General features: G+C 72.5%; 29 protein-coding genes. 15 read left to right on the top strand and 14 right to left on the bottom strand.

The features are described from left to right. Positions 1 to 13: 13 nt before the first annotated feature. From D9V37_RS15925 to D9V37_RS15935, 3 genes are all read left to right on the top strand, one after another. On the top strand, positions 14 to 874 hold the full coding sequence (locus tag D9V37_RS15925) for a nucleotidyltransferase family protein (RefSeq protein WP_121807154.1): 861 nt from the start codon (positions 14 to 16) through the stop codon (positions 872 to 874). Then, positions 867 to 1,145, top strand: coding sequence for a PqqD family protein (locus tag D9V37_RS15930; RefSeq protein ID WP_121807155.1), 279 nt, complete (start codon positions 867 to 869; stop codon positions 1,143 to 1,145). Before D9V37_RS15925 ends, D9V37_RS15930 begins: the two co-directional genes overlap by 8 nt. A gap of 151 nt (positions 1,146 to 1,296) precedes the next feature. Continuing rightward, positions 1,297 to 2,235, top strand: coding sequence for a type IV toxin-antitoxin system AbiEi family antitoxin domain-containing protein (locus D9V37_RS15935; RefSeq protein ID WP_121807156.1), 939 nt, complete (start codon positions 1,297 to 1,299; stop codon positions 2,233 to 2,235). Between the two features lie 108 nt (positions 2,236 to 2,343). Here D9V37_RS15935 and rfbA read toward each other — a convergent pair whose 3' ends face one another. Further along, positions 2,344 to 3,207, bottom strand: a complete 864-nt coding sequence (gene rfbA / locus D9V37_RS15940) for a glucose-1-phosphate thymidylyltransferase RfbA (protein WP_121807157.1) — start codon at positions 3,205 to 3,207, stop codon at positions 2,344 to 2,346. A 42-nt stretch (positions 3,208 to 3,249) separates the two neighbouring features. On the opposite strand from rfbA, the gene rfbB reads away from it, so the two are divergent. Together rfbB and D9V37_RS15950 are read left to right on the top strand one after the other, a co-directional pair. Beyond that, the gene (gene rfbB, locus D9V37_RS15945; protein WP_121807158.1) at positions 3,250 to 4,248 is read left to right on the top strand and encodes a dTDP-glucose 4,6-dehydratase; all 999 of its coding nucleotides are present in this window, start codon (positions 3,250 to 3,252) and stop codon (positions 4,246 to 4,248) included. 2 nt (positions 4,249 to 4,250) lie between these two features. After that, complete coding sequence (locus tag D9V37_RS15950) at positions 4,251 to 5,636, top strand: sugar nucleotide-binding protein (RefSeq protein WP_232524957.1); 1,386 nt, start codon at positions 4,251 to 4,253, stop codon at positions 5,634 to 5,636. Here the strand turns inward: D9V37_RS15950 and D9V37_RS15955 are convergent. Beyond that, the gene (locus tag D9V37_RS15955; protein WP_121807159.1) at positions 5,618 to 6,544 is read right to left on the bottom strand and encodes a MauE/DoxX family redox-associated membrane protein; all 927 of its coding nucleotides are present in this window, start codon (positions 6,542 to 6,544) and stop codon (positions 5,618 to 5,620) included. The two genes, D9V37_RS15950 and D9V37_RS15955, sit on opposite strands and share 19 nt — an antisense overlap. Before the next feature lie 34 nt (positions 6,545 to 6,578). Between D9V37_RS15955 and D9V37_RS15960 the strand changes: the two genes are divergently transcribed. The 4 genes from D9V37_RS15960 (at position 6,579) to D9V37_RS15975 (ending at position 11,237) form a co-directional block, all read left to right on the top strand. Next, positions 6,579 to 7,397: a hypothetical protein gene (locus D9V37_RS15960; RefSeq protein WP_121807160.1), complete on the top strand. Its 819-nt coding sequence runs from the start codon at positions 6,579 to 6,581 to the stop codon at positions 7,395 to 7,397. Beyond that, the gene (locus tag D9V37_RS15965) at positions 7,394 to 7,699 is read left to right on the top strand and encodes a PqqD family peptide modification chaperone (RefSeq protein WP_121807161.1); all 306 of its coding nucleotides are present in this window, start codon (positions 7,394 to 7,396) and stop codon (positions 7,697 to 7,699) included. Before D9V37_RS15960 ends, D9V37_RS15965 begins: the two co-directional genes overlap by 4 nt. After that, entirely contained in the window at positions 7,696 to 8,313 is a 618-nt protein-coding gene (locus D9V37_RS15970; RefSeq protein WP_121807162.1) for an arsenate reductase/protein-tyrosine-phosphatase family protein, read from the top strand. The genes D9V37_RS15965 and D9V37_RS15970 overlap by 4 nt, the downstream gene beginning before the upstream one ends. A 62-nt stretch (positions 8,314 to 8,375) precedes the next feature. Beyond that, the gene (locus tag D9V37_RS15975) at positions 8,376 to 11,237 is read left to right on the top strand and encodes a penicillin acylase family protein (protein ID WP_158604496.1); all 2,862 of its coding nucleotides are present in this window, start codon (positions 8,376 to 8,378) and stop codon (positions 11,235 to 11,237) included. 16 nt (positions 11,238 to 11,253) lie between these two features. On the opposite strand, the gene D9V37_RS15980 is transcribed toward D9V37_RS15975, so the two are convergent. From D9V37_RS15980 to D9V37_RS16005, 6 genes are all read right to left on the bottom strand, one after another. Beyond that, on the bottom strand, positions 11,254 to 11,490 hold the full coding sequence (locus D9V37_RS15980) for a protealysin inhibitor emfourin (protein WP_121807164.1): 237 nt from the start codon (positions 11,488 to 11,490) through the stop codon (positions 11,254 to 11,256). Next, on the bottom strand, positions 11,487 to 12,485 hold the full coding sequence (locus tag D9V37_RS15985; RefSeq protein ID WP_121807165.1) for a M4 family metallopeptidase: 999 nt from the start codon (positions 12,483 to 12,485) through the stop codon (positions 11,487 to 11,489). The genes D9V37_RS15980 and D9V37_RS15985 overlap by 4 nt, the downstream gene beginning before the upstream one ends. Then, entirely contained in the window at positions 12,485 to 12,745 is a 261-nt protein-coding gene (locus tag D9V37_RS15990; protein ID WP_121807166.1) for a DUF2516 family protein, read from the bottom strand. The genes D9V37_RS15985 and D9V37_RS15990 overlap by 1 nt, the downstream gene beginning before the upstream one ends. 88 nt (positions 12,746 to 12,833) lie before the next feature. Continuing rightward, a complete protein-coding gene (locus D9V37_RS15995) occupies positions 12,834 to 13,403 on the bottom strand; it encodes a hypothetical protein (protein WP_121807167.1) in 570 nt (189 codons plus the stop codon). Positions 13,404 to 13,406: 3 nt separating this feature from the next. Beyond that, complete coding sequence (locus D9V37_RS16000) at positions 13,407 to 13,727, bottom strand: helix-turn-helix domain-containing protein (RefSeq protein WP_121807168.1); 321 nt, start codon at positions 13,725 to 13,727, stop codon at positions 13,407 to 13,409. A gap of 74 nt (positions 13,728 to 13,801) precedes the next feature. Continuing rightward, the gene (locus D9V37_RS16005; RefSeq protein ID WP_121807169.1) at positions 13,802 to 14,764 is read right to left on the bottom strand and encodes an asparaginase; all 963 of its coding nucleotides are present in this window, start codon (positions 14,762 to 14,764) and stop codon (positions 13,802 to 13,804) included. A gap of 30 nt (positions 14,765 to 14,794) precedes the next feature. On the opposite strand from D9V37_RS16005, the gene cysC reads away from it, so the two are divergent. The 4 genes from cysC to cysN are packed head-to-tail and all read left to right on the top strand — an operon-like array spanning position 14,795 to position 19,232. Beyond that, positions 14,795 to 16,009, top strand: coding sequence for an adenylyl-sulfate kinase (cysC, locus tag D9V37_RS16010; RefSeq protein ID WP_121807858.1), 1,215 nt, complete (start codon positions 14,795 to 14,797; stop codon positions 16,007 to 16,009). After that, on the top strand, positions 16,002 to 16,937 hold the full coding sequence (locus D9V37_RS16015) for a sulfite exporter TauE/SafE family protein (protein WP_121807170.1): 936 nt from the start codon (positions 16,002 to 16,004) through the stop codon (positions 16,935 to 16,937). Before cysC ends, D9V37_RS16015 begins: the two co-directional genes overlap by 8 nt. A 52-nt stretch (positions 16,938 to 16,989) precedes the next feature. Next, positions 16,990 to 17,904: a sulfate adenylyltransferase subunit CysD gene (cysD, locus tag D9V37_RS16020; RefSeq protein WP_121807171.1), complete on the top strand. Its 915-nt coding sequence runs from the start codon at positions 16,990 to 16,992 to the stop codon at positions 17,902 to 17,904. Further along, positions 17,904 to 19,232: a sulfate adenylyltransferase subunit CysN gene (cysN, locus tag D9V37_RS16025; protein ID WP_121807172.1), complete on the top strand. Its 1,329-nt coding sequence runs from the start codon at positions 17,904 to 17,906 to the stop codon at positions 19,230 to 19,232. Before cysD ends, cysN begins: the two co-directional genes overlap by 1 nt. A gap of 586 nt (positions 19,233 to 19,818) precedes the next feature. Here cysN and D9V37_RS16030 read toward each other — a convergent pair. The 5 genes from D9V37_RS16030 to D9V37_RS16050 all read right to left on the bottom strand — a co-directional run bounded on the left by D9V37_RS16030 (position 19,819) and on the right by D9V37_RS16050 (position 23,117). Beyond that, positions 19,819 to 20,190, bottom strand: a complete 372-nt coding sequence (locus D9V37_RS16030; protein ID WP_121807173.1) for a phosphomannose isomerase type II C-terminal cupin domain — start codon at positions 20,188 to 20,190, stop codon at positions 19,819 to 19,821. A gap of 44 nt (positions 20,191 to 20,234) precedes the next feature. Next, complete coding sequence (gene ygfZ, locus D9V37_RS16035; protein ID WP_121807174.1) at positions 20,235 to 21,203, bottom strand: CAF17-like 4Fe-4S cluster assembly/insertion protein YgfZ; 969 nt, start codon at positions 21,201 to 21,203, stop codon at positions 20,235 to 20,237. After that, entirely contained in the window at positions 21,200 to 21,673 is a 474-nt protein-coding gene (locus D9V37_RS16040; RefSeq protein WP_121807175.1) for a Fur family transcriptional regulator, read from the bottom strand. Before D9V37_RS16040 ends, ygfZ begins: the two co-directional genes overlap by 4 nt. Next, entirely contained in the window at positions 21,666 to 22,172 is a 507-nt protein-coding gene (locus D9V37_RS16045) for an FABP family protein (RefSeq protein WP_121807176.1), read from the bottom strand. The genes D9V37_RS16040 and D9V37_RS16045 overlap by 8 nt, the downstream gene beginning before the upstream one ends. A gap of 120 nt (positions 22,173 to 22,292) precedes the next feature. Further along, a complete protein-coding gene (locus D9V37_RS16050; RefSeq protein WP_121807177.1) occupies positions 22,293 to 23,117 on the bottom strand; it encodes a BKACE family enzyme in 825 nt (274 codons plus the stop codon). 24 nt (positions 23,118 to 23,141) lie between these two features. Here D9V37_RS16050 and dtd point away from each other — a divergent pair, with 24 nt between their 5' ends. Together dtd and D9V37_RS16060 are read left to right on the top strand one after the other, a co-directional pair. Beyond that, positions 23,142 to 23,570 (top strand): D-aminoacyl-tRNA deacylase, encoded by a 429-nt coding sequence (dtd, locus tag D9V37_RS16055; RefSeq protein ID WP_121807178.1) that lies wholly within the window; start codon positions 23,142 to 23,144, stop codon positions 23,568 to 23,570. Positions 23,571 to 23,653: 83 nt separating this feature from the next. Continuing rightward, positions 23,654 to 25,159, top strand: coding sequence for a P-loop NTPase family protein (locus D9V37_RS16060; RefSeq protein ID WP_121807179.1), 1,506 nt, complete (start codon positions 23,654 to 23,656; stop codon positions 25,157 to 25,159). Here D9V37_RS16060 and D9V37_RS16065 read toward each other — a convergent pair. Then, complete coding sequence (locus D9V37_RS16065; RefSeq protein WP_147455974.1) at positions 25,148 to 25,666, bottom strand: hypothetical protein; 519 nt, start codon at positions 25,664 to 25,666, stop codon at positions 25,148 to 25,150. The two genes, D9V37_RS16060 and D9V37_RS16065, sit on opposite strands and share 12 nt — an antisense overlap. Positions 25,667 to 25,683 lie beyond the last annotated feature (17 nt).

The raw sequence follows: 25,683 nt of genomic DNA on the forward strand, positions 1-25,683 counted from the left end.
CTATCCTGGTCCCATGACCGCGGTCGCGATCGACGGGTCGGCGCGGGTGGCGCTGGCCCACGCCGTGGTGCAGGTCCTGGCCGAACGGGCCGGCGTCGACCTGCTGCACGTGAAGGGCCCCGCCCTCGACGCCTCGCTGCGCGACGCCGAACGGATCAGCACCGACGCCGACGTCTTGGTGCGGCCCGGCCACGTGCTGGCCCTCACCGCGGCCCTGGTCGACCACGGCTGGCGGCTGGTCACCGGCTTCGCCAGCGGATCGGTCTTCGAGCACGCGGCCAACTACCACCACGACGCCTGGGGCTACGTCGACGTCCACCGCAGCTTCCCTGGCGTCACGATCGGCAGCGAGCAGGCCTTCGACCTGCTCTGGGCCGACCGCACCGCCTCCGAGGTGGCCCACCGGGCCTGCGCGGTGCCGTCGGTGCGCGACCAGGCGCTGCTGCTGTGCCTGCACGCCGCCCGCGGCATGGGCGCACCGCGCGCCGTCGCCGACCTCGACCGCGCGTGGGGTGCCGCCGACGAGGCCGACCGCGCCCGCCTGCGCGCCCGCGCCGACGAGCTCGGCGCGCGGGTGGCGCTGGCCGCGGCCCTGGGCGAGCTCGACGCCGGCGACCTCGGCGAGGACCGCACCGTGCCGCTGTGGCGCTACTACTCCCAGGGCGGGTCGCGCGTCGATGAGTGGGTGGCCCGGCTGCGGGCCGCCCCCAGCCGCCGTGCAGCGGTGCGGACCGCCGTACGCGGCCTCGGCGTCAACCGCGAGTACGCCGCGATGGCGCTGGGCCACGAACCCTCGCGCCGCGAGCTGGCCGGGCTCTTCGCCGGTCGGATCGGCACGGGCGTGCGCCAGCTGGTGCGGCGGCGCGATGGCTGAGCGCTACGCCGTCCCCGACGACCTCGGCTGGGTGGCCACCCGCCGCACGCCGGCCCCGCAGGTCACCATCGCGCTGCTCCCCGACGGACCGCCCTTCGCCCTGCACGGCGCCTCCGCCGCGATCTGGCTGGCCGTCGTCGACCTCGCCGACCCCGCCGCGGTCGTCACCCGCGTGGCCGAGGAGACCGAGCAGCCCGAGGACGTGGTGCGCGAGGGGGTCCTGGGGTTCCTCGAAGAGCTGGCCGGGCGGGGTTTCCTCCGGCCGGCCTGAGCCCCGTTCACCATGCCACCATGGTGAAAAGCCACCTCCCACGACGTAGGACCTGTGGGAAGTGGCACTTCGTCGTGGTGAGTGCGGAGGTTCTCCACAGATTCGACGCACCATCTGGTGGCGGGATCCGACGCTGCCCAGATTGGTGGGCATGGATGACCTCCTCGAGCAGATCCGCGAGCACTTCGGCGTCTTCACCACCGGCGATGCGAAGCTGCGCGGCCTGGACGGGAAGGCGATCGCCCGCGAGGTCCGGTCGGGCACCTGGCACCGGATCCGCCGCGGCGGATTCGTGGCCGGTGAGACCTGGCGACAGGCCGACGCCGAGACCCGGCACCTGATCCGGGCCGCGGCGATCCAGCGCTCCTACGGCGACCGCGTCGCGTTCAGCCACACCACGGCCGCGCTGCTGCACGGCCTCGACGTGTGGGGGCTCGACCTCGATCGCGTCCACGTCACGCGGTGCGACACCGGAGCCGGCCGGGTCGAGCGCGACGTCGTCCACCACGAGGGCTTCCCCGAGTCCGACGAGCTCACGCGCGTCGGCGGATGGCAGGTCGTCGACCCGGCCCGAGCCGCGCTGGAGACCGGGACGCTGGGCACACCCGACAGCGCGATGATCACCATCAACCACTGCCTGCACCGTGGCCTGGCCACTCCCGAGGAGCTGATCGAGCGCTACGCACGCTTCCAGCGCTGGCCGCAGAGCCAGCAGCTGCAGGTGGTGCTCCGCCTGGCCGACGCCCGGGTCGAGTCACCGGGAGAGTCGCGGTGCCTGTGGTACTTCTGGCTCAACGGCGTGCCGATGCCGGAGCTGCAGTGGCCCGTGTGGGTCGACGGGCGCGAGCACCGCGTCGACTTCGCCTGGCCGCAGCACCGGCTGCTCGGCGAGTTCGACGGCCGGGTCAAGTACGGCCGGCTGCTCAAGCCGGGCCAGCGACCTGAGGACGCCCTCTTCGACGAGAAGCAGCGCGAGGACGCGATCCGCCGGATCACCCGGTGCATGATGATCCGCTACGTCTGGGGCGACCTCCGCGACCCCCGACGGATGTGCCAGCTCACCAAGCGCATGCTCGACGTCGCCGCCTGAGCCCTGCTTCCCACGATGAACTGCCGCTTCCCACAGGTCCTGCACCGTGGGAAGTGGTCGTTCACCATGCCACCATGGTGAACGAGCGCGGCCGGGCCGGCCGAGGCCTCAGTCCTCCAGCAGCCCCAGCAGGTACGACCCGTACCCGCTCTTGACGAGCTTCTCGGCCCGGACCCGCAGCTCGTCATCGGACAAGAAGCCCATCCGCCAGCCGACCTCCTCGGGGGCGCCGATCTTCAGGCCCTGGCGGCCTTCGAGGGTGCGCACGAAGTTGCCGGCGTCCGACAGCGAGTCGAAGGTGCCGGTGTCGAGCCAGGCGGTGCCGCGCGGGAGCACCTCCACCTGCAGCGTGCCCTGCTCGAGGTAGATCCGGTTGAGGTCGGTGATCTCCAGCTCGCCGCGGGCCGAGGGCTGCAGGTCCGCCGCGTGGTCGACGACGGTCTCGTCGTAGAAGTAGAGGCCGGGCACCGCGTAGTGGCTGCGCGGGTGCTCGGGCTTCTCCTCCAGCGAGACCGCGCGGCCGGAGTCGTCGAACTCCACGACGCCGTACGCCTGGGGATCCTGCACGCGGTAGCCGAACACCGCCGCCCCCCGCAGCGCCTCGAACCGGGTGAGCTGGGCGCCGAGGCCGGGACCGTAGAAGATGTTGTCGCCCAGGACCAGCGCCGAGGGCCCGCCCCGTACGTGGTCCGCGCCGATGACGAAGGCCTGGGCCAGGCCGTCGGGCGAGGGCTGCTGCGCCCAGGTGATGTGGACGCCGAACTGGGAGCCGTCGCCCAGCAGGGACTCGAACTGCGGCGCGTCGTGGGGCGTGGTGATGATGAGGATGTCGCGCACTCCGGCGAGCATCAGCGTCGAGAGCGGGTAGTAGATCATCGGCTTGTCGTAGACCGGCACCAGCTGCTTGCTGATGCCCAGGGTGATCGGATGCAGCCGAGAGCCCGTGCCGCCCGCCAGGATGATGCCGCGCATGGCCGTCGAGCGTAGGGCATGTCCAACCCATACCCTGGGAGCATGGATCGCCTCCTCGTCACCGGCGGCGCCGGGTTCATCGGCTCGGCCTTCGTGCGCTACGTCGTGGAGCACACCGACGCACACGTCACGGTGCTGGACAAGCTGACCTACGCCGCGAACCGCGAGGCCCTCGACGAGCTGCCCTCGGACCGGGTGGAGCTGGTGGTCGGCGACATCGCCGACGCCGCGACGGTCGACCCGCTGGTCGCCGCCGCCGACGCCGTCGTCCACTACGCGGCCGAGTCGCACAACGACAACTCGCTCGCCGACCCCAGCCCCTTCGTGCAGACGAACGTGGTCGGCACCTTCACCCTGCTCGAGGCCGTCCGCCGCCACGACACCCGCTACCACCACGTCTCCACCGACGAGGTCTACGGCGACCTCGAGCTGGACGACCCGCAGCGCTTCACCGAGGCCACGCCCTACAACCCGAGCAGCCCGTACTCCTCGACCAAGGCCGGCTCCGACCTGCTGGTGCGCGCGTGGGTGCGCTCGTTCGACGTCCGCGCCACCATCAGCAACTGCTCGAACAACTACGGCCCCTGGCAGCACGTGGAGAAGTTCATCCCGCGCCAGATCACCAACATCCTCAACGGCGTCCGGCCCCGCGTCTACGGCACCGGCGCCAACGTCCGCGACTGGATCCACTGCGACGACCACAGCTCCGCGGTGTGGACGATCCTGCAGGAGGGCCGCATCGGCGAGACCTACCTGGTCGGCGCCGACGGCGAGCGCAACAACCTGCAGATCGTCCAGTCGTTGCTCTCGATCCTCGGCTATGCCACCGACGACTACGACCTGGTCACCGACCGCGCCGGCCACGACCTGCGCTACGCCATCGACTCCACCAAGCTGCGCACCGAGCTGGGCTGGGCGCCGCGGTTCGACGACCTCGACAAGGGCCTGGCCGACACCGTCGACTGGTACTCCGCGCACACCGAGTGGTGGCGCCGACACAAGGCCGCCACCGAGGCCAAGTACGCCGAGAAGGGCCACTAGGGGTGCCGACGGTCTCCACGACGAGCATCCCCGGACTGCTCGTCGTCTCGCTCGACGTCCACGGTGACGACCGCGGCTGGTTCAAGGAGAACTGGCAGCGCGAGAAGCTGGTCGCCCTGGGCCTGCCCGACTTCGGTCCGGTACAGCAGAACATCTCCTACAACGCCGCCGCCGGCGTCACCCGCGGCATCCACGCCGAGCCGTGGGACAAGCTCGTCTCCATCGTCACCGGGCGAGCGTTCGGCGCCTGGGTCGACCTGCGCGAGGGCCCGGGCTTCGGCGCGGTGTTCACCCACGAGCTCGACCCGCACACGGCGGTCTTCGTGCCGCGCGGCGTCGGCAACTCCTACCAGGTGCTCGAGGACGCCACCGCGTACTCCTACCTGGTCAACCGGCACTGGCGCCCCGACGCCGGCTACAAGGAGCTCAACCTGGCCGACCCCACCGCGGCTGTCCCGTGGCCGATCGCGCTCGACGACGCCTCCGTCGAGCGCTCCGCGAAGGACCTGGCGAACCCCGAGCTGGGCGACGTCGAGCCCTTCGCGCCCGCGCCCGCGCTCGTCGTGGGCCACCGCGGCCAGCTGGGTCGTGCCCTGCTGCGGGCACTGCCCCACGCCGACGGCGTCGACATCGACGAGCTGGACCTCACCGACCCGACGGCGGTCGCCGCCTTCGACTTCTCCGGCTACGACGTCGTCGTCAACGCCGCCGCCTACACCGCCGTCGACCGGGCCGAGACCGACGAGGGCCGCCTGGCCTGCTGGGCCGGCAACGCCACCGCGCCGGCGACCCTGGCCCGGCTGGCCTCCGAGCACGGCTTCACCTTGGTGCACGTCTCCTCCGACTACGTCTTCGACGGCACCCGCCGGCCCCACACCGAGGACGAGCCGCTCGCGCCGCTGAGCGTCTACGGACAGGCGAAGGCCGCCGGCGACCTCGCCGTCGCGGCCACACCCCGCCACTACCTGCTGCGCACCACCTGGCTGATCGGCGAGGGCCACAACTTCGTGCGCACGATGGCCAAGCTGGCCGACGACGGCGTCAGTCCGACGGTCGTCGACGACCAGGTCGGCCGGCTCACCTTCACCGACGACCTCGCCCGCGGCATCGCGCACCTGCTCGAGGTGCGCGCGCCCTACGGCACGTACAACCTCACCAACACCGGCCGGGTGCGCAGCTGGCGCGAGTTCGCCGCCGACGTCTTCGAGGCCCGCGGCCGCTCCCGCGACGACGTCGCTCCCACCACCACCGCGGAGTACGCCGACGGCCGCGAGCCCTTCGCCCCGCGCCCGCTGCTCTCGGAGATGTCGCTGGACAAGCTCCTGGCCACCGGCTTCGAGCCCCGCGACGTCGACGAGGCGCTGGCCGACTACCTGCGCCGCAGCTGAGCCTCGATCTCGTCGGCGAAGCCGATCACGGCCGAGGCGCCGTGCACCGGACCGCCGGCCACGAGGGCGTCGGCCCCCAGCAGCACCGCCGACGGCCGCACCAGTCCGAGCACGGCGCTGACCCGCTCCTGCGGGTCGTGCAGCACCGCGGGCCAGCCGGGCGGTGTCGGCTCCCCCGCGGGCAGCGCCGAGAGCACGTGGACGTCGACGCCGGGCAGCCGCGCCGGCCAGTCGCCGATCGCGTCGGTGACCTTCGCGCACGAGGAGCAGCTGGTCGAGAGCGTCACCAGCAGCTGAGGCCGCTCGCTGGCCAGCTCGGGTAACGAGACCGCCGTACCGTCGGCGCCCTGCACGTGCAGGAACGGGATGCCGGCCCGGGCCGCCCCGCCGGCGTCGCGGTGCACCGTCGCCGCCACCAGCACACCCACCAGCACCACGGCGACCAGCCACCCGACGTCGCCGGCGTCCAGGGCGCCCAGCCGGCCGACCAGCGAGTGACCGCGCACCGCGTCGACGACCGCCAGCACCGCCGCGGCCAGCAGCAGCTGGTTGCGCACCACGGTCATGGCGCCGACGTGTCCGCCGCCCAGCCCGCCGAAGCAGTCGCACTCGGCCTCCCGCCCCGTGGCCACGACGCGCACGACCAGCACGGTGTACGCCGCGAGCAGCACCGCGACGAGCACGGCGGTGACCAGGAAACCCGGGCCCGGCAGCAGCAGCGCCAGGCCGAGCACCACCTCCAGCCACGGCAGCCACCGCGGTCGACGCAGGAGGCGACGCAGCACGTCAGGCACCCCGAGGTCCGCGAGCGCCGTGGTCGGCGCACCGGGGTCGCGGACCTTCGCGGCCCCGGCGGCCACGAGCGCACAGCCGACGGCCAGGGGCGCGAGCACGACCGCGTCTGCCACCAGATCAGGGTAGAGACCCGTCTACCCTCCTCGTGTGGACGCGCGGCTCGAGCTGTCAGCGCTGGGCGCTCCGCTCGACCTCGTGGTCGGCGGTTCGCGCGCCCAGGAGTTGCACGCCGCGCTGGCCGAGCGGTGGGAGCTGTGCCTGCGCGGGACCGGTGAGAGCGACGCTCGCACGATCGAGGTGTCGCTGGGCGACGAGCACGCCGACGCCGTCGTCGAGGAGGTCGCGGTTCCCCGTGCCGCCGGCGCCGACCTGGACCGGCTCCTGGTCGACGTGACGCACCGGGTCACCCACCAGGCGATCGCGGCAGGCGTCGGCCGGTTGCTGATGTTCCACGCCGCCGGCGTGTGCGACCCGCACTCGGGCGACACGGTGGTCTGCGTGGCGCCCGGCGGCACCGGGAAGACGACCCTGTGCCGCACGCTGGGGCGCGGGCGCGGCTACCTGTCCGATGAGACGGTGGGCGTGGCCGACGACGGCACCGTGCGCCCCTACCCCAAGCCGCTGTCGGTGCGGCGCGACGGCTCCGCGGTCAAGGACGAGGTGGCGCCGGACCGGTTCGGGCTGCGGGCCGCCGCCGTGAAACCCACCGTGCGCGCCGTGCTGCTGCTCTCCCGCGAGGCCGCCGGCGCCCGGCAACCGGTGGTCGAGAAGCTCGACCTGTTCGAGGCGATCGTCGCGCTGGCGCCGGAGACCTCGTCGCTGGCCCGGCTGTCGCAGCCGCTGCACCGGCTGGCCGCGCTGCTCGAGCAGACCCGGCTGCTGGCGCGTGTCCGCTACGACGAGGCGGCCACCTTGGCCCCCCTGGTCGAGGATCTGATCGGTCCGCCGCGAGCGGAGGCGTCGTGACCGCCGAGCAGGTGCGCAGCGTCCCCGTCGTCGACCAGCTCGACCGCGACGGCGAGCGGCTGGTGCTCCTGCCCGAGCGCGCGGTGCGGCTGGTCGGGCTCGCGCCGGCGCTGCTGGACCTCAGCCGGGACTGGACCGACGTCGCCCGGCTGGTCGAGCAGCTCGAGGAGCGCTTCGGCGTGCCGGCGGCCGGCGAGGCCGCCGACCTGGTCCGCGAGGCGGTGGACGACCTCGCCGCGCAGGGACTGATCGAGCTCTCCGGCCACGGATCCACGCCCGGAGAGGGCATGATCGGCCCATGAGCGCCACCAGTCCGCCCGCCGGCGGGGGTCACAGTCACGCCGGCCAGCCGCTGCGGGTGCTGTTCGTGTGCACCGCCAACATCAGCCGCTCGCCGTACGCCGAGCTCTACGCGCGCGCCAGCACCCAGCGCCGCGGGGTGCCGCTGGAGTTCGACTCCGCCGGCACCTGGGCCGTCCCCGGCAACCCCATCGACCCGGTGATGGGCTACCAGCTCGCCCAGCGCGGCATCGACTCCGGGGCCTTCCGCAGCCGCCGCGTCACCCCGCAGGACGTCAGCGACGCCGACGTCGTGCTGGTGATGGAGGAGGTGCACCGCAGCTTCCTCCTCGAGGACGTGCCGGCCGCCATCGGGAAGGTCTTCACGCTGGGCCAGTTCGCCGGGCGCACCGTGCAGTTCCCCACCGCCCACGGCACCGACCTGGTCGACGCCCTGGGCAAGCGGCGCACGCGCGGCCGCGTCGACGACGACGTCGCCGACCCCTACCGCCGCGGCGAGGAGGTGGCTGCGGCCACGGCCAGCCGGCTGGACCGGTTGCTCGAGGTCGCTCTGTACGCCCTGCACCCCGCCAGCGGCGAGCAGGCCCCCGCCCCGATCCCGGGCCGCCGCGGGTAGCCGGCGACCGATCTGGGTTACCGGCGCGTAACCTCCACCGGCCTGGACCGTTGGAGGTGGCTGTGAGACGACTCACTCGTACCGCCACTGCCGCCACCGCCCTGCTGCTCGCCTGCCTGGGCACCGCCGCGACCGCGACCGGATCGAGCACCGGATCCAGCACCGGATCCAGCACCGGCGATACCGGTTACCGGCTCGACGACTACGCCGACGGCCAGGCGAGCTACGTACTCCCCCCGGGCGAGAACGGCCTGGTCACGGTGGCCGACGCCGTGCAGTTCGAGCTGACCGGCCAGCGGCCGGCCGGCAGCGACGACCAGCTCGCGCAGTACTCCGACCTCCTCTACGGCGCTTCGGACCTCACCGACGCCTCGCTGAGCCGGTACTACAACGACGAGTCCTTCGGGGTGCGGCCGGCCGACGTGGTGCGCACCGAGTCGCCCGCCGAGGGCGTGCACATCTACCGCGACCGCCAGGACGTCCCGCACGTCTACGGCGACTCCGATGCCGCCGCGGCCTACGGCGCGGGCTACGCGCAGGCCGAGGACCGGCTCTTCCTCATGGACGTGCTGCGTCACTACGGCTCCGGCACCCTGGCCTCGTTCCTGGGCGCCTCGTGCGAGTTCGAGCAGATGGACCACGACCAGCTGCTGCTCTCCCCGTACACGAAGGCCCAGGCCACGGCGCAGGTGGACGCGCTGCCGAGCCGTTACGGCGCCCAGGGGCAGCGGGCCAAGGACATGATCGAGGCCTACGTGAAGGGCGTGAACGCCTACATCGACGCCGCCCGGCTCGACCCGTCCAAGCTGCCCGCCGACTACGTCGCCGGCGCACCGGACGCGCTGGTCCCGCAGCACTGGACGCCGGCCGACGTCGTCGCCGTGGCCAGTCTGATCGGCGGCATCTTCGGTCGCGGCGGCGGCTCCGAGGTCGACAACGCCCACCTGCTCAGCTACCTGCAGGGCAGGTACGGCGCCACCGCCGGCGAGGCCGCCTACCGCTCGTTCAACCGCCAGAACGACCCGCTCGCCCCGACGACGATCACCGACCAGACGTTCTCCTACGGCACCCGCACGAAGCCGCTGGACGCCTCGCTCACCGCGATCCCCGACGACGGCGCTCTCACCGGCGGCCCGACGGACACCTCGCCGGGCTGCGCCCAGGCGAGCAGCCAGGGCTCCTCATCGCTCCCGGGTGTGCCGCTGAGCGCTGGCACCCGCGCGCAGACGGCGCTCAACATCGCCCAGGCGCTGCGGTCGATGCCGTCGTCGATGAGCAACGCGCTGGTGGTGAACGGATCGAAGACCGCATCGGGCCACCCGATCGCCGTCTTCGGTCCGCAGGTCTCCTACTTCGCCCCGCAGATCCTCAGCCTGATCGACCTCCACTCCCCCGACTACGCCGCCGAGGGCGCCTCGTTCCCGGGCACCGGTCTGGTGGAGCTCGGCCGGGGCAAGGACTATGCGTGGTCGGCCACGTCGGCCGGCAGCGACCTGATCGACATGCGGGTGGAGAAGATCTGCAACCCCGACGGGGGCGCGCCCGCGGCGCACGGCACGTCGTACGTCTTCGACGGCGCATGCACCCCGATGACGAAGGAGCAGTTCGACGAGACCGCGTTGCCGAAGGCCGGCGGCACGGGGGCGCCGGCGTACCTGCGGCACACGATCTACCAGACCCGGCACGGCGTCGTGCAGGGCTGGACGACCGTGAAGGGGCAACCGGTCGCGATCGTCCAGCAGCGTTCGACCTACGGCCACGACATCGACTCGGTGGTGGGCTTCCTCGGCTTCGGCACTCCCTCGCAGACCCACGACGTGCAGAGCTGGATGGACTCGGCGGCCAGGATCGGGTTCACCTTCAATTGGTTCTACGCCGACGACCGCGACACCGGCTACTTCGTCAGCGGCCGCGACCCGGTGCGCAACCCGGCCGAGGACCCGACGCTGCCCACGTGGGGCACCGGCCGGGCCGAGTGGCGCGGCTTCCTGACCGCGGCGCAGCATCCCCACGAGACGAACCCGGCCCAGGGCTACTTCGTGAGCTGGAACAACAAGCCGGCGCCCGGGTTCGCCGGCGACGGCGACTACTCCTACGGCCAGAGCTTCCGCTCGGTGCTGCTGGTCAAGCAGCTGCAGGCCCAGCTCACGGCCCACCCCGGCTCGCTGCATCGCGCCGACGTCGTGAAGGCGATGGAGACCGCCGCCAGCCAGGACCTCGACGGCGTCGAGCTGAACCAGCTGGTGCTGCGCTACGCGGGCCAGCGCCCACAGTCCGCCGGCGTCCGGACGATGCTCGACCAGCTGCGCGCCTGGGACGCCGCGGGCTCCCACCGCCTCAAGTCGACTCCGTCGGACACCCAGTACACCGACCACGCCGCCGTCGCCATCTCCGATGAGCTGGTGCCGAACCTGATCCGTGCCGTGTTCGACGGCATCCTCGGCGCCGGCGGCACCTCCGACGTCGGCTCCAACGGCGGTGCGGCCACCGAGGGCTACACGAAGCTGCCGATGCAGTGGGTCAACACCCCCAACTCCGGCGGCGCCCACCTGGGCTCGGCCTACGACGGTGGCTACGAGGGCTACCTGATGACCGCGCTGCAGCAGTTGCTCGGCGCTCACCCGCAGGACGCCTTCGACTCCGCGCTCACCTCGCACCTGTGCACCAGCGGCCCGGGCACCTGTGGCGCCGCGGTCGACCGCGCCCTGCAGACCACCTACGACGCGCTGGTGAGCGCCAACGGCAGCACCGACGTCGCCTCCTGGACGGCCTCGAGCGCCTCGAAGGCCGCCGGCCAGACCATGCCGGCCTACGACGCCATCGGCTTCCGCGCGCTCGGCATCGTCGGCCAGCCCGACATCGACTGGCAGAACCGGCCGACCTTCCAGCAGGTGGTGGAGTTCCCGCGGCATCGGACGCGGTGAGCCGCCGGCGGACCGCTCAGCCCAGCGCCCGGTCGACCAGCTCGCGCAGCTCGTCGGGCAGCTGGTGCTCCCCGACGGTGACCGTCCGCTCGCCCAGCGTCAATCGGTAGACGAACCGATCCGGGCGCGGGTCGTGGGCTCCCAGGGCGGCCAGCTGCTCACCGAGGGCGCCACCGACGGTGTCGTCGACCTCGACCGTCCCGGTGCGGCTGATCCCGGCGAACCCGCCGGTGCGGGCCACCTCGAGGTTCACGACGCCGTGACGCCGACGCCCTGCCAGGCCTTCCGCACGTCGTCGGCGTGCTCGCCGGCGGCGTCGACGGTGGCGGTGGCGAAGCCGGCGAAGTCGGTGTCGGCGCCGATCCCGGAGGTGAGGGCGGCGTACCAGATCCGGCCGGCGCCCTCGGCCGCGCTGCCGCCGACCGCGGTGGCGGCCAGGTAGAAGGCGCGATTGGGGATGCCGGAGTTGGTGTGGACTCCGCCGTTGTCGTCGCTGGTGTCGACGTAGTCCTTCATGTCCCCGACCTGCGGGTCCTTGCCCAGCTGGGGGTCGTCGTAGGCGGTGCCCGGGGCCTTCATCGAGCGCAGCGCCGTGCCCTTCACCCCGGCGAGGAAGATGCCCTCGCCGATCAGCCAGTCGGCCTGCTTGGCGCTCTGCTTGAGCAGCCGCTGCTTGAGCGAGATCCCGAAGACGTCGGAGATCGACTCGTTGAGCGCACCCGACTGGCCCTCGTAGGTCAGCCCTGCGGTGCGCTCGGTGACCGCGTGGGTGAGCTCGTGGCCGAGCACGTCCACGGGCCGGGTGAACCGGCCGAACGCCTTGCCGTCGCCGTCGCCGAAGACCAGCTGGGTGCCGTTCCAGAAGGCGTTGTCGTAGTTCTGGTCGTAGTGCACGGTGCCGAGGACGTCGGCGCCCTTGTCGTCGAAGGAGTCGCGGTCGTAGACCTCGGCGTACATCGCCAGCGCGGCGGCGATGCCGTCGGCGGCCTCGTCGGTGGCGTCGTCGCCGGTGGCCGCGTCACCCGGTGAGCGGACCAGCCGGCCCGGCAGCGTGGTGCCGTGCTCGGCGTCGTGGATCTCCCACGGCTTGCCCGACGCCACCGCGGTGGCGGTGAGCGACTGCGCCCCGCGCGTGGCGCGGAAGCGACGGTCGTGCTCGAGGGTGAGGTCGGCGCAGCGGGCGCAGTGGGCGTCGTCCATCGCGCGCACCCGCTCGAGCAGGTAGTCGGGGACGAACGCGTGGCGCATCAGCGACGCCGGGTCAGCGCCGAGACGGCGGGGCGGACGTCGAGGAAGTAGACCAGCATGGCGATCGCGCCGACGAACATGCCGAGCGTGCCGAGGAAGTACTCCGCACCGAGGGCCACCACGAGCAGCAGCACCCAGCCGTTCTTGGTCAGCTTGCCGGCCGCCTCGAAGAGCGGGGCCTTGCGGATGACGACGTCGACCAGCGCGACCAGCGTGGCCACCAGCAAGATGATCTGGATGATCGCGATCACGCTGTACATGGGTCGAGTCTAGGCGACGGGGACGACAACGGCCCCGGACGAGTCGTCCGGGGCCGTTGGCCGAGCCCCAGCAGAGCTCGGGCAGAGCTCAGCTCTCGTCGCCGACCTTCTGCGCGGCGTCCTCGACGGCGGCGGCGGTCTTCGCCGCGGCCTTCTTGGCCGCGGTGCCGGTGGCCTTCGCGGTGCGCTTGGTGGCGGTGGCGCTCTTCTTGGCCGTGGTGCGGGTGGCCTTGGCGCGCGAGGTGGCGGTCTTGGTGGCCGCGACGGCGTCCTGGGTGCTCTGCTGGCGGCGGATGCGGGCGACGAGCTTCTCGCCGCGGCTGGCCAGCTCGCCGTAGGTCTCGCCCAGGTCGCTCACGGCGTCGTTGACGTAGGCCTCGACCTTGCCGGGGATCGCCTTCGCGTCCTTGGTCAGGCCCTCGACGCGGCCGGTGACGGCGGCGCGGGCCCTGGCCTGCAGCGCCTTGGGCTCCAGGTCGGTGGAGCGCACGGACTTCTGCACCTTGCTGACGCGGCCCTGCACCTGGCCCTGGGCCTCGGTGACGTAGCCGCGCGCGAGCTCGACGGCGAGGTCGGTGGCGCCGGCGACGGCGTAGACCGGCTTGGGGACGCTCACCTTGGGGACGGTGACCTTCGGCAGCGTGGGGGTCTTCGGCATGGTTCAGCTTCCTTTCGNCTGCCGCTCGGTGAGCGCGGGGTCGGCCAGCACGGCCAGCTCCACCGAGCGGTGCTCGGCGCTCTGGTCGAGGGGCTGAGGGCTGACGATCCCGGCGCGCACGTAGAGCTGCTCGGCCGAGATCCGCAGCGCCTTCGCCAGCTGCTGCAGCACCTCGGCCGACGGCCGGCGAAGACCGCGCTCGATCTGGCTCAGGTAGGGGTTCGACACCCCGGCCTGCTCCGCCAACTGGCGCAGGGAGAGCTGCGCGCTGACGCGCTGCTCGTGGAGGTAGTCCCCCAGCTTGCCCTTCGCCATGTCCCCCATGGTGCTAGCAGCAGCTAGCAGACTCAACCGCGGCGCGCGTGAAAGACCTCACGATCGGCCTTGTTCACAAAGACTTAACCTGCGCTAGCGCTGCTAGCAGGGAGAACTGCTCGCAGCTCGCCCACCGGCCGGCCCGCGCCCAGGACGGGCACCTCGCCGGTGCGCTGCACGGCCTCCTCGACCAGTCCGACCTGCGCGAGCAGCGCGGCCATCGTGACCGGCCGCGCCCGCGCTCCGCCGTCGTCGTGCTTGAGCGCGAACGCCCGGCCGTCGGGCAGCGCCACGACGTAGCAGGACTCCGCGCCGGCCTTGCCGATGGCGCCGGGCAGGGCCCGCAGCAGCGCGAGCTCGTCGCGGGTGGTGCCGCTGACGTACTCGGGATGCTGCCGGATGGCCTCGGCCACCCGGCGCTCGGGTCCCTCGGTCGCTGTGGCGAGCCGCGCGAAGGCGCGGGCCAGGCCGCTCAGCGACGTCGACAGCAGCGGCGCACCGCACCCGTCGACGGCCACCACCTCGACCGCCTCGCCGGTCAGGTCGGCGAAGGTCGCCGCGATCTGCTGCTGCAGCGGGTGCGCCGGGTCGCGGTAGGTCGCGGTGTCCCAGCCGTTGGCCGCGCAGGTGGCCAGCATCGCGGCGTGCTTGCCGGAGCAGTTCATCAGCACCGGCTCCCGGTGACCGCCGTCGCGGATCACCGTCTCGCGCGCGTCGTCGTCGAGCGGGTAGTCCGGCGGCGTCTGCAGGTCGTTCTCCGCCAGCCCGGCGCCGGCGAGGATCCGGCGGACCCCCTCGACGTGGAACGGCTCGCCGGAGTGCGACGCGCAGCCGAGCGCCAGCAGCTCGCCGTCCAGCTCCAGACCCGCGCGCAGCATGCCCACGGCCTGCAGCGGCTTGTTGCACGAGCGTGGCAGCACCTGGCCGGCCACGTCGCCGACGGCGTAGGCGAGGGAGCCGTCGGCGGCCAGCGCGACGGCCGAGCCGTAGTGGTGACCCTCCACGAACCCGTTGCGGACGATCTCGACGAGAGCGGGCTGGATCATGCACGGAACGTTATGCGGCACGATGGCCGGGTGCCCGCGGTGCCCCAGTACTTCCCGAGCCAGCGCGAGCTGGACGACCTCGAGCTGCTGCTGACCGGCGCGCTCGCCCCTCGCGTCGGGTTCGACACGACCGGCCCGATCACCCTCGTGCTGCCCGACGAGGTCGCCGTCGCCGCCCGGGAGGCCGGCGGCGTCGAGCTGACCGACGCCGAGGGCATGCCGCTGGCCCGCGTCGACACCGACGGCACCGCGCACGCGCTCGCCGCGCACGTCACCGGCCCGTTCCGCCGGCTCTACCGCGCCCCGCAGCAGGTGCGCCAGGACCACGCCGACGCGCTGTTCGCCGCGCTCGCGGCGCCACCCTCGGAGGACGACCTGGCCGAGGTGCAGCAGGCGCGCGAGGGCCGCGAGGTCGTGCTGGTCGCGCTCGTCGGCGACGGCACCCCGCGCGGCGTCGGCCCGGTCGGGCTGCTGCGGGCGGCCCTGATCGCCGCCCGGATCCTCGGCGACGCGCACGTCGTGGCCGTGCCGCTCGCCTCCCACGGCGACGCCGCGCTCGACGCCCAACTCACCGCCCAGGTGCTCGAGGCCTACGCCGGCGGGCAGCCCCTCCTGCTCACCGGCGAGGGACCGCTCCCGGCCGACGTCGAGGACGTCGTCGCCCAAGACCACCCGCCCCGCGAGGAGCAGGGGCTGGTCGTGTTCTTCACCGGCCTGTCCGGCAGCGGCAAGTCGACCTTGGCCCGCGAGCTGCACGACCTCCTCCTCGAGGACGGCCGACGCACGGTGACGAGCCTCGACGGCGACGTCGTGCGACGCAACCTCAGCGCCGGGCTGGGCTTCTCCCGCGAGGACCGCGAGACCAACATCCGCCGCATCGGCTGGGTGGCCGCCGAGATCTCGCGGCACCGCGGCGTCGCGATCTGCTCCCCGATCGCGCCGTTCGAGCAGACCCGCAGCCAGGTGCGCGCCGACGTCGAGCGCGCCGGCGGCGCCTTCTTCCTCGTGCACGTGGCCACGCCGCTGGCCGAGTGCGAGCGCCGCGACAAGAAGGGCCTCTACGCGAAGGCCCGCGCCGGGCAGATCCCCGAGTTCACCGGCATCTCCTCGCCCTACGAGGAGCCCCACGACGCCGACGTGCGCGTCGACACCACCGGCCGCTCGGTGGCCGAGGCGCTCGCCGACGTGCTCGGCGCGCTGGCCACCGCCGGCTACCTGGACCTGCGGGAGGACCGCGATGACTGACCTGTTCACCACCGACGCGCTCTCGGTGCTCGTCGTGAGCTTCGGCGTCGGGATCGTGGTCGGGCTGACCGGCATGGGCGGCGGTGCGCTGATGACGCCGGCCCTGATCTTCCTGGGCATCAACCCGGCCGCTGCCGTGGCCAACGACCTGGTGGCGGCCTCGGTGAACAAGTCGGTCGGCGCCGCGGTGCACTGGCGCACCGGCACCCCGAACCTCCGGCTGGCCGGGCTGCTGATGGTGGGCTCGGTGCCCTTCGCCTTCGCCGGCGGCTTCATCGTCAAGGCCGTCGGCGAGCAGGAGGCGCAGACCACCTTCCTCACCTACGCCATCGGCGCGGCGCTGCTGTTCACCGCGGCCACCTACGCGCTGCGGATGTACCTCCAGCTGCGCTACACCACCTCGGGCAACCAGGTGCCGGCCCAGGAGCCGGCGATCCGGGTGGTCCCCACCATCCTCATCGGCGCCGTCGGCGGCCTGCTGGTCGGCATCACCTCGGTCGGCTCGGGCTCGCTGATCATGGTGGCGCTGCTGCTGCTCTACCCGACGCTGACGGCCGTGCGGCTGGTCGGCACCGACCTGCTGCAGGCGGTGCCGCTCGTGCTCGCGGCGGCGGTAGGTCACGTGTTCTCCGAAGGAGTCACCTGGGCGGTGCTGATCCCGCTCGTGCTGGGCGGCACGCCCGGTACCTACCTCGGCTCACGCCTGGCGGCCTGGGTCTCGCAGTCGGTGATCCGTCGTGGCATCGTGATCGTGCTCACCCTCACCGGCCTGAAGATGCTCGGGGTCCCACCCGGCTGGGTCGGCATCATCGGCGCCGCGATGCTGCTGCTCGGCCCGCTGGCCTGGGGCTTCGTCCGGCAGCGCCGCGGGCTGCCGGCCTTCGACAACAACCTGGCCGCATGGCGGCTACCCGACAAGACACCGTGAACACCACCGATACGATGCACATTGGCCCGGACCCCCTTCTCGAGAGTTCCCGATGACGCAGACCCATGCCGACTACCGGCTCAGCCAGCTCGACCAGCTGGAGGCCGAGTCGATCCACATCTTCCGCGAGGTAGCGGCGGAGTTCGAGAAGCCGGTGCTGATGTTCTCCGGCGGCAAGGACTCCATCGTGATGATGCGCCTGGCCGAGAAGGCGTTCTACCCCGCGAAGATCCCGTTCCCGGTGCTGCAGGTCGACACCGGCTACGACTTCCCCGAGGTGCTCGAGACCCGCGACCACTGGGTCAGCCGGCTCGGCGTGCGGCTGATCGTGGCCAGCGTCGAGCAGGCGATCGCCGACGGTGTCGTCGTCGACGACGGCAAGACCAGCCGCAACCGCCTGCAGATCGGCACCCTGCTCAACGCCATCGAGGAGAACGGCTTCACCGCGGCCTTCGGCGGCGGTCGGCGCGACGAGGAGAAGGCCCGCGCGAAGGAGCGGGTCTACTCCCACCGCGACGACTTCGGCCAGTGGGACCCCAAGAACCAGCGCCCCGAGCTGTGGAGCCTCTACAACGGCCGCATCCACGGCGGCGAGCACATGCGGATCTTCCCGCTGTCGAACTGGACCGAGCTCGACATCTGGCACTACCTGGCCCAGGAGCAGGTCGAGATCCCCTCGATCTACTTCTCCCACCAGCGCCGGGTGTTCCAGCGCGACGGGATGTGGCTCTCGGAGTCGGAGTTCAACCCCACGCGCGACGGCGAGGAGGTCCAGGAGCGGACGGTGCGCTTCCGCACCGTCGGCGACCTCACGCTCACCGGCTGCGTCGAGTCCGAGGCCGACACCATCGACAAGATCATCGACGAGATCGCCATCGCGCGCGTCACCGAACGAGGCGCCACCCGCGGTGACGACCGGTTCTCAGAGGCCGCCATGGAGGACCGGAAGAAGGAGGGCTACTTCTGATGGCCACCCCCACCGACAGCAGCACCGAGACCGGCGCCGAGACCGGCACCGAGACCGGCGCCGAGGAGCGTCCCTCGATGGACCTGCTGCGCTTCGCGACCGCCGGCTCCGTCGACGACGGCAAGTCGACCCTGATCGGCCGGCTGCTGCTGGACTCCAAGTCGATCTTCGAGGACCAGCTCGAGGCCGTGGAGGCCACCAGCCAGTCCAAGGGCTACGACTACACCGACCTGGCCCTCCTGACCGACGGTCTGCGCTCCGAGCGCGAGCAGGGCATCACGATCGATGTCGCCTACCGCTACTTCGCCACGCCGTCGCGCAAGTTCATCATCGCCGACACCCCCGGCCACGTGCAGTACACGCGCAACATGGTCACCGGCGCCTCCACCGCCGACCTGGGTCTGGTGCTGGTCGACGCCCGCCAGGGTCTGACCGAGCAGTCGCGCCGCCACGCGGTGATCCTCTCGCTGCTGCGGGTGCCGCACCTGGTGCTGGCGGTCAACAAGATGGACCTGATCGACTACGACCAGGCCACCTACGACCAGATCCGCCGCGACTTCACCGCGTTCGCGACGAAGCTCAACATCCCCGACCTCGAGGTCATCCCGATCTCGGCGCTCAAGGGCGACAACGTGGTGAACCGGTCGGAGAACATGCCCTGGTACCAGGGCTCCTCGCTGATGCACCACCTGGAGAACGTCCACGTCGCCTCCGACCGCGACCTGGTCGACACCCGCTTCCCGGTGCAGTACGTGGTGCGCCCCAAGTCCGATGAGTTCCACGACTACCGCGGCTACGCGGGGCAGGTCGCCGGCGGCGTCCTCAAGCCGGGCGACGAGGTCGTCGTCCTGCCCAGCGGCATGACCTCGAAGATCGAGGCCATCGACTTATTCGACGAGGAGATCGGCGAGGCCTTCCCGCCGATGTCGGTGACGGTGCGGCTGGCCGACGACGTCGACGTCAGCCGCGGCGACATGATCGCCCGCGTCAACAACGCACCGAAGCCGGCCCAGGACATCGACGCGATGATCTGCTGGATGACCACCGAGCCGCTGCGTCCGCGCCAGAAGCTGGCCATCAAGCACACCACCCGCACCGGCCGGGTGCTGGTCAAGGACATCCAGTACCGCCTCGACGTCAACACCCTGCACCGCGACCAGGAGACCAAGGAGCTCGGCCTCAACGAGATCGGCCGTGTCCAGCTGCGCACCACGGTGCCGTTGCTGGCCGACGCCTACTCCAAGAACCGGACCACCGGGTCGTTCATCCTGATCGACGAGGCGACCGGGGTGACGGTCGGGGCAGGGATGATCAACGGCACCGCCTGAGCGAGCCCCGGCGAGCGAAGGCGGTAGGAGCCGAGCCGTCGCACACCCGTAGGTGCTCCCGCGCGAAGCGCGCTTCCGCCTATGGGTATGCGACGGCTCGGCGAGACCACCGCAACGCGCGAGGAAGCCACCGCGTGCGGTAGGAGCGGGTTGGCTTGCAGCTGGGCACGGGGGTGTTCGTGCCCGGTGGCTCAGACCGGGGCTGCGTACCCGGCGTTTCAAACCCCGGCTCGTACCCGGGGTGTCAGACCAACTCGCTCCTACCGCACCCCTGCGGGCTCATGACGGCTGCTGGTGGTCTCGCCGAGTCGTCGCAAAGCGCGGGGTAGGCACGAGCGCGCTTCGCGCGGCGAAGCCGACTCCACCCTTTCCAACGACTCGGCTCCTAGGCAGACAAGGTCGCTAAGCGACCGTGCCTACCTTCCGTCCTCGATCTGCGACCGAATGATGCGGGCATCGAGCTTCGCGCCGAACAGCCGGATTCACTTTCCGACGACTCGGCTCCTAGGCAGCCAGGTCGCTACGCGACCGACCTGCCTTCCCACGTCATCGTCTACTGAACGGTCGGCCCCTACGACCTAACTGCCTACCTGCCGTAGTCGTCCTGCAACCGGACGATGTCGTCCTCGCCCGTGTAGCTGCCCAGCTGCACCTCGACGATGACGAGCTCCTCGTCGTGCTCGTTGGCGATGCGGTGCTTGGCGCCGAGGGCGACGTCGACGGAGTGGCCGACGTGCGCCACGACCTCGACGTCGTCGACGAGGCAGGTGGCCGTGCCCTTGACGACCACCCAGTGCTCCGAGCGGTGCTCATGGGTCTGGTAGCTCAACCGCGAGTGGGGTTGGACGCGGATCGTCTTCACCTTGAAGCCGTCCTCCACGTCGATCACCTGCCACGATCCCCAGGGCCGCTCCTCGGAGTCCAGGGGCGTGGTCGCGTCGCTCGTCGGCTCGCTCATGCACCCCATTCTCGCAAATGCGCGGTCCGCGGGCCGACCCCGGTTCAGCCGCGCAGCCGGGGCCGCACGTGCAGGCCCACCTCGGGGTCGACGACGGCCTCCTGGGCCACCGGCATCTCGCCGCCGTCGGTGGCCGCGAGCAGGACGGCGTCGAGCGGCACGTTGCGCTTGACCAGCCCCAGGGCGATCGGACCGAGCTCGTAGTGGCGCGCGGAGCTGCCCACGAAGCCGACGGCGCGGCCCTCGAGCGTCAGCGGGGTGCCGACGTCGGGTAGGCGGTTCTCGGAGCCGTCGAGGTGCAGCAGCGTCAGCCGGCGCGGCGGGCGGCCCAGGGTGTGCACCCGGGCCACGGTCTCCTGCCCGCGGTAGCAGCCCTTGTCGAGGTGGACCGCGGCCCAGGGCACGGCCGGGCCGTCGGCCACCCAGCCCACCTCGTTGGGGATGGTGCGCACGTCGGTGTCCAGCCCCAGCCGGGGCTCGCCGCGGGCGATGCGCAGCGCCTCGAAGGCCCACAGCCCGCACGCGGGGCCGGCGGCCTCGGCGAACGCCGCCAGGCGCTCGCGCGGCACGAGCACGTAGCCGGTCGTGGGCCGCCAGGTCACCGCCACCTCGTCGGTGACGTCGGTGACGTCGACCCGCATCATGAAACGCATCGAGTCCAGCCAGGCCACCAGCGCGGGCGCGGCGCCGGGCTCGACGTGGGCGGTGAACGCCTCACCGTCGTCGCTGCCCTGCATCGCGTGCTCCACGTGGCCCTGCGGGCTGAGCACCAGCGCGTGCACGGCCACCCCGGGCTGCAGCCCGTCGAAGAACTGGGTGGTCAGCGAGTGCAGCCAGGCCAGCCGGTCGGGTCCGCTGATGCGGATCACGCCGCGGTGGGAGAGGTCGACGAAGCCCTCGTCGGCCGCGAGCGTGCGCTGCTCGACGTTGAAGGAGCCGTAGTGCGCGGCGACGACCGCGTCGGTGCCCTCGCCGGCGACGGCCCCCGGGAGGTCCAGCAACGGACTGCTCATGACGTGCTAGAACCGCCCTCGGCGTCCGGACATTCCTGGCCCGGAGCTTCTTGGCACGACGCGCAGGTGCCGAAGACGGTGAGATGCCCGACGTCCACGGCGAACCCGTGGTCGGCCGCGGCCTGGAGCACGAACGGCGCGGCCTGGTCGGCGCCGAGGCTGATCACCTCGCGGCACTGGTGGCAGACCAGGTGGAAGTGCTCGTGGCCGCGGGTGGAGTGGTAGGTCGGGGTGCGGTCCTCGATGTGGGCGTGGTGGATCAGACCGAGCTCGTCGAGCAGGTCCAAGGTGCGATAGACCGTGGAGAGGTTGACCGCGGAGGAGTGCCGCCGCACCTCGGCGTGCACCTCCTCGGGCGTCGCGTGGCCCAGCGTCTCGACGGCGGCCAGCACCAGCTCGCGCTGGGCGGTCAGGCGGTGGCCGGAGGAGCGCAGCCGCTCCTGCCAGTCCTGCTCGGCGGTCTCACTCATGGATCCTCACGAGCTGGGCGTGCGTGTGTGACTGCAGGGGTTGGCCCATCGCCGCCATGTCGAAGGCGTAGAGCAGGTCGCCGTCGACGTAGCCGTAGAGCCGGGTGCCACCGGTGTACTCCTTGGCGCTGGAGGTGCGCACGACGGCGTCGGTGGTGATCTCGAAGCGCGGCTGGTCGGGGTGGATCTCGCCGTACCAGATCTCCACGAAACCGGTGTTGTGCGTCAGCAGCAGCTCGATCTGGCGGTCCGGCAAGCAGCGGATGAAGCCGGTCTCCTGCGCCGCCTGACGGACGGTCTCGCCGGCCTCGTCGACGATCCAGGAATGGCTGAAGTAGTGGATGAACGGCCGGCCGTCCTGCTGGAAGACCAGCTCCTGGCCGAACTGGAAGGGCTCGATGGTCGGGTACTCGCCGTGCCCGTTGCCCTGCCAGCGACCGATCAGCCACGCCAGCGGCGCGACGTCGGGGTGGATGTTCTCCGGGATCTCGAACGGCATCAGGGCTTCCTGACCAGCTTGAGGAACGCGGTGGCGCACACCAGCCCGACCACCACGACCGTGGCGACGACCGCGACCGCGGTGACCATGTCCATGGCGCCAGGTTAACGAGAGGTCGGGCTAACGAGAGACGCCGAGGAGCTCGCGGGCCTGCGCGCCGGTCATGGGCTCGCGCTGCGCGAGACGGCCGATCTCCACCACGCGCTCGACCAGCTGCCGGTTGTGCTCCACCGGCACGCCCTTGGCCAAGGTGAGCACGTCCTCCATGCCGACGCGCAGGTGCCCGCCCTTGGCCAGCGAGGCCAGCGCGACGGCGAGGGTGGAGCGGCCGATCCCGGTGGCCGACCAGCTCGTCACCGACGCCGGCAGCGCGGCCACGGCGGCCACCAGCGCGTCGGCGGTGCCGGGCATGCCGCCGGGCACGCCCATCACCAGGTCGACGTGCACGCGACCGCCCGCGGGCGGGCCGAATCGGTCCAGCAGCCGGTGCAGCGCCGCTACGTGCCCGAGGTCGAACAGCTCGAACTCCGGCACCACGCCGCGGTCCTGGGTCTGCCGGTAGAGCTCGGTGACGAACGGCCACGGGTTGAGGAAGACGTCGTCGCCGAAGTTGGTGGTGCCCATCGTCAGGCTGCACGCGTCGGGGGCGGCGTCGAGCACGGTGAGGCGCTTCTCCAGCGGGTCGTGCACCGAGCCACCGGTGGAGAGCTGCACCACCAGGTCGGTCGACTCCCGCAGCGCCGCCACGGTCTCCTTGAGCCGGCCGGCGTCCAGCGTGGGCTGGTGGTCGGCGTCGCGGATGTGCACGTGCACCATCGCCGCGCCCGCCTGCTCGCACGACGCCGCGGTCTCGACCAGCTCCTCCAGCGTCGTGGGGAGCGCCGGGCAGTCGGCCTTGCTCGTCTCGGCCCCGGTCGGGGCGACGGTGATCAGCAGCGGGTCCACGGGCCTATGGAACCATCGGCGAGCATGAGAGCCGTGGTCAGCCGCGTGAGGTCGGCGAGCGTCAGCGTCGAGGGTCGGGTGGTCGGCGCGGTCGAGGGTCCCGGACTGCTCGTCCTGCTCGGCGTCACGCACGGCGACGGGCCCGAGCAGGCCACCTGGCTGGCGGGCAAGATCGCCACGCTGCGCATCCTGCGCGAGGAGGTCTCGGTACTCGATGCCGGCGGCGCCGTGCTCGCGATCAGCCAGTTCACGCTCTACGGCCAGACCCGCAAGGGACGCCGGCCGACCTGGGAGGCAGCCGCGCCCGGGCCCGTGGCCGAGCCGCTGTACGAGGCGTTCTGCGAGGCCCTGGCCGCCACCGGCGTGCGCGTCGAACGGGGCGTCTTCGGCGCCGAGATGGCCGTGGCCTCGGTCAACGACGGCCCGTTCACCCTCGTCGTGGACTCTGTGTGAGGGGCTCCCGCACGGGACAGGAGTCCTCTACTGTGACGACGTCGGGGGGCCGGCACGCCCAGGAGCGGACCCAGGAGCAGACGATGTCACGACGACTGCGCGCGACCCTCACGGTGACGACCGCTGTCGTCGTCGGCCTTCTGGTCGCCACCCTGGCGACCCTGCTCGCCGGGCGGGCCTGGACCGCCCGGGGCGAGGTGTACTTCGCCCCCTCCGCCACGCTCGACGCCTCCGCACACGCGCGGGTGGCCTCCTACGCCCAGCTGGTCGACGGCGCCGACGGCGTGCGCGCGCGGGTGCTGCCCGACAGCCTGCTGGTCCGGTTGACCGCGACGTCGGCGTCGGCCGCCTCGGCCGCGAGCGAGCTGCGCTCGGCCGCCTCGCGCCTCCAGCAGCGCGCGGCCTCGCTGGAGCCGCGCCAGCGAGGACTCACCTCCACCGTCGTCGCCACCGGCACGCCCTCGCGCCCGGACGCCCCGTGGGCCCGCAACCTCCTGATCGGGCTCATCGCCGGGCTGTTGGTGGGCCTGGGCCTGGCCCTCGCCCTGCTCCGCCGGCCGCGCCGGCTGCGCACGCGCACCGACGTCGAGGCAGCGCTGCCGGTCTGGGTCGCCGACCGCGTGCCGGTGGCCGGGCAGGTCTCCGCGCTGGTGCAGCTGGCCGACCCCGAGGACCGCTACGTCCGCCTCGCCGCCGACTGGCGCTACCTCGACGTCGACACCGCCGACTCCGCGCTCGTCCTCGCCCCGGCGCACCCGAGCCACGACGCCACGGAGGTGGCGGTACGGCTGGCCGCGCGGCTGGCGGCGGCGGGCGACGACGTGGTGCTGGTCGACGCCGCGTTCACCCGACCCGAGGTGGCCGGCCTGCTGGGGCTCGACACCGGACATCACACCGGCCCCGGCCTGGTCGCGGTGCTCGCCGGCGAGGGCACTGCCGACGACGCGCTGGTGCACCACGGCCCGACCGGCCTCGCCGTCCTGCCGACGGGAGGCTCGGCGCCCGACCCGGCGTCGCTGGCCTCCTCGCGGGCGATGCTGCGCCTGCTCGACGAGCTGCGGCGCGACCACGGCACCGTCCTCGTGGTGGCCGATGCCCTCGACGTCTCCGACTCCGCGGCGCACCTGGCCGCCGGAGCCGACGGACTGCTGGTGGTGCTGCGCGAGCGGACCGGCACCGATCGCGAGCTGCTGCGCCGGACCGAGACGCTCGAGGCCCGCGGCGTCCGGCTGCGCGGGGTGATGCTCACCCGACTGGCCCCGGCCCACGGGATCGAACGCCCCGTCGCGGCCGAACCGGCCGGCGGCCTGGTCTTCCCCCGGGTCGAGGAGGAGCCGGCAGAGCCCGCCCCAGCGGTGCCGCGCATCCCCCAGCAGCGAGCGCCCGAGGCTGTGCCCGAGGCCCTACCCGAGGCCCTGCCCGACGCTCTGCCCGCCGATCTGCCCGCCGATCTGCCCGAGGAGGTCGACGAGTCTTTGAGCCTGTTCGACGACTTCCTGCGCGGCGACGAGCCGGCGCCGGCCGCCAACTGGGCCGTCGAGGACGACGAGACCCCCTCGATGTGGCGCCCGCGCGGTTCAGCGCGGTGAGGTGATCCGCGGCGCCGTGGCGAGGTCGTTGTCGGCGGTGACGCGGCCCAGCACGAAGGCGCCGGCGATGAGCATCAACGCCAGCGCGAGGAGCACCAGCAGCGGCACCCAGGTCGACCCGGTGCGCGGCACGCCGCGGTGCCGGTGGCGACCGGCCGGCGCCACCGCCACCTCCACCTCAGGTTCCGGCTCGGCGACAACGGGAACCACGGCAGCTTCGGCCGGGGGCTCGACCACGACCGGGGCGGATTCCCGGACCGGTACGCCCGCGCGCCGGGCGCCCCCGCGACGCTGGGAGCGCGGGACCGAGGTGGTCTCCGGCGACGAGCGCTGCCGGGGCACGGCCACCCGGCGACCCCGGCGCGGCGCGATCGGCAGCGTCGGCGACTCCTGGTCGACGCTCGTCGCGGCGCCGCCCAGACCCTGCTCGTAGGCGCGACGGTAGGCCCGCTCGTACACCTCGGCGTACTCAGGCGGTACCTCGAAGCGCGGCTCCGGAGTCGGCAACAGCAGTCACACCCGAT

The sequence above is a fragment of the Nocardioides mangrovicus genome, from assembly GCF_003674065.1.
Classification (GTDB): Bacteria; Actinomycetota; Actinomycetes; order Propionibacteriales; family Nocardioidaceae; genus Marmoricola; species Marmoricola mangrovicus.

Coding starts and splice junctions, on each gene's coding strand:
- D9V37_RS15925 (WP_121807154.1), top strand. CDS start 14: ATGACCGCGGTCGCGATCGACGGGTCGGCGCGGGTGGCGCTGGCCCAC.
- D9V37_RS15930 (WP_121807155.1), top strand. CDS start 867: ATGGCTGAGCGCTACGCCGTCCCCGACGACCTCGGCTGGGTGGCCACC.
- D9V37_RS15935 (WP_121807156.1), top strand. CDS start 1,297: ATGGATGACCTCCTCGAGCAGATCCGCGAGCACTTCGGCGTCTTCACC.
- rfbA (WP_121807157.1), bottom strand. CDS start 3,207: ATGCGCGGCATCATCCTGGCGGGCGGCACGGGCTCTCGGCTGCATCCG.
- rfbB (WP_121807158.1), top strand. CDS start 3,250: ATGGATCGCCTCCTCGTCACCGGCGGCGCCGGGTTCATCGGCTCGGCC.
- D9V37_RS15970 (WP_121807162.1), top strand. CDS start 7,696: ATGAGCGCCACCAGTCCGCCCGCCGGCGGGGGTCACAGTCACGCCGGC.
- D9V37_RS15985 (WP_121807165.1), bottom strand. CDS start 12,485: ATGCGCCACGCGTTCGTCCCCGACTACCTGCTCGAGCGGGTGCGCGCG.
- D9V37_RS15990 (WP_121807166.1), bottom strand. CDS start 12,745: ATGTACAGCGTGATCGCGATCATCCAGATCATCTTGCTGGTGGCCACG.
- D9V37_RS15995 (WP_121807167.1), bottom strand. CDS start 13,403: ATGCCGAAGACCCCCACGCTGCCGAAGGTCACCGTCCCCAAGGTGAGC.
- D9V37_RS16005 (WP_121807169.1), bottom strand. CDS start 14,764: ATGATCCAGCCCGCTCTCGTCGAGATCGTCCGCAACGGGTTCGTGGAG.
- D9V37_RS16015 (WP_121807170.1), top strand. CDS start 16,002: ATGACTGACCTGTTCACCACCGACGCGCTCTCGGTGCTCGTCGTGAGC.
- cysD (WP_121807171.1), top strand. CDS start 16,990: ATGACGCAGACCCATGCCGACTACCGGCTCAGCCAGCTCGACCAGCTG.
- cysN (WP_121807172.1), top strand. CDS start 17,904: ATGGCCACCCCCACCGACAGCAGCACCGAGACCGGCGCCGAGACCGGC.
- D9V37_RS16030 (WP_121807173.1), bottom strand. CDS start 20,190: ATGAGCGAGCCGACGAGCGACGCGACCACGCCCCTGGACTCCGAGGAG.
- ygfZ (WP_121807174.1), bottom strand. CDS start 21,203: ATGAGCAGTCCGTTGCTGGACCTCCCGGGGGCCGTCGCCGGCGAGGGC.
- D9V37_RS16040 (WP_121807175.1), bottom strand. CDS start 21,673: ATGAGTGAGACCGCCGAGCAGGACTGGCAGGAGCGGCTGCGCTCCTCC.
- D9V37_RS16045 (WP_121807176.1), bottom strand. CDS start 22,172: ATGCCGTTCGAGATCCCGGAGAACATCCACCCCGACGTCGCGCCGCTG.
- dtd (WP_121807178.1), top strand. CDS start 23,142: ATGAGAGCCGTGGTCAGCCGCGTGAGGTCGGCGAGCGTCAGCGTCGAG.
- D9V37_RS16060 (WP_121807179.1), top strand. CDS start 23,654: ATGTCACGACGACTGCGCGCGACCCTCACGGTGACGACCGCTGTCGTC.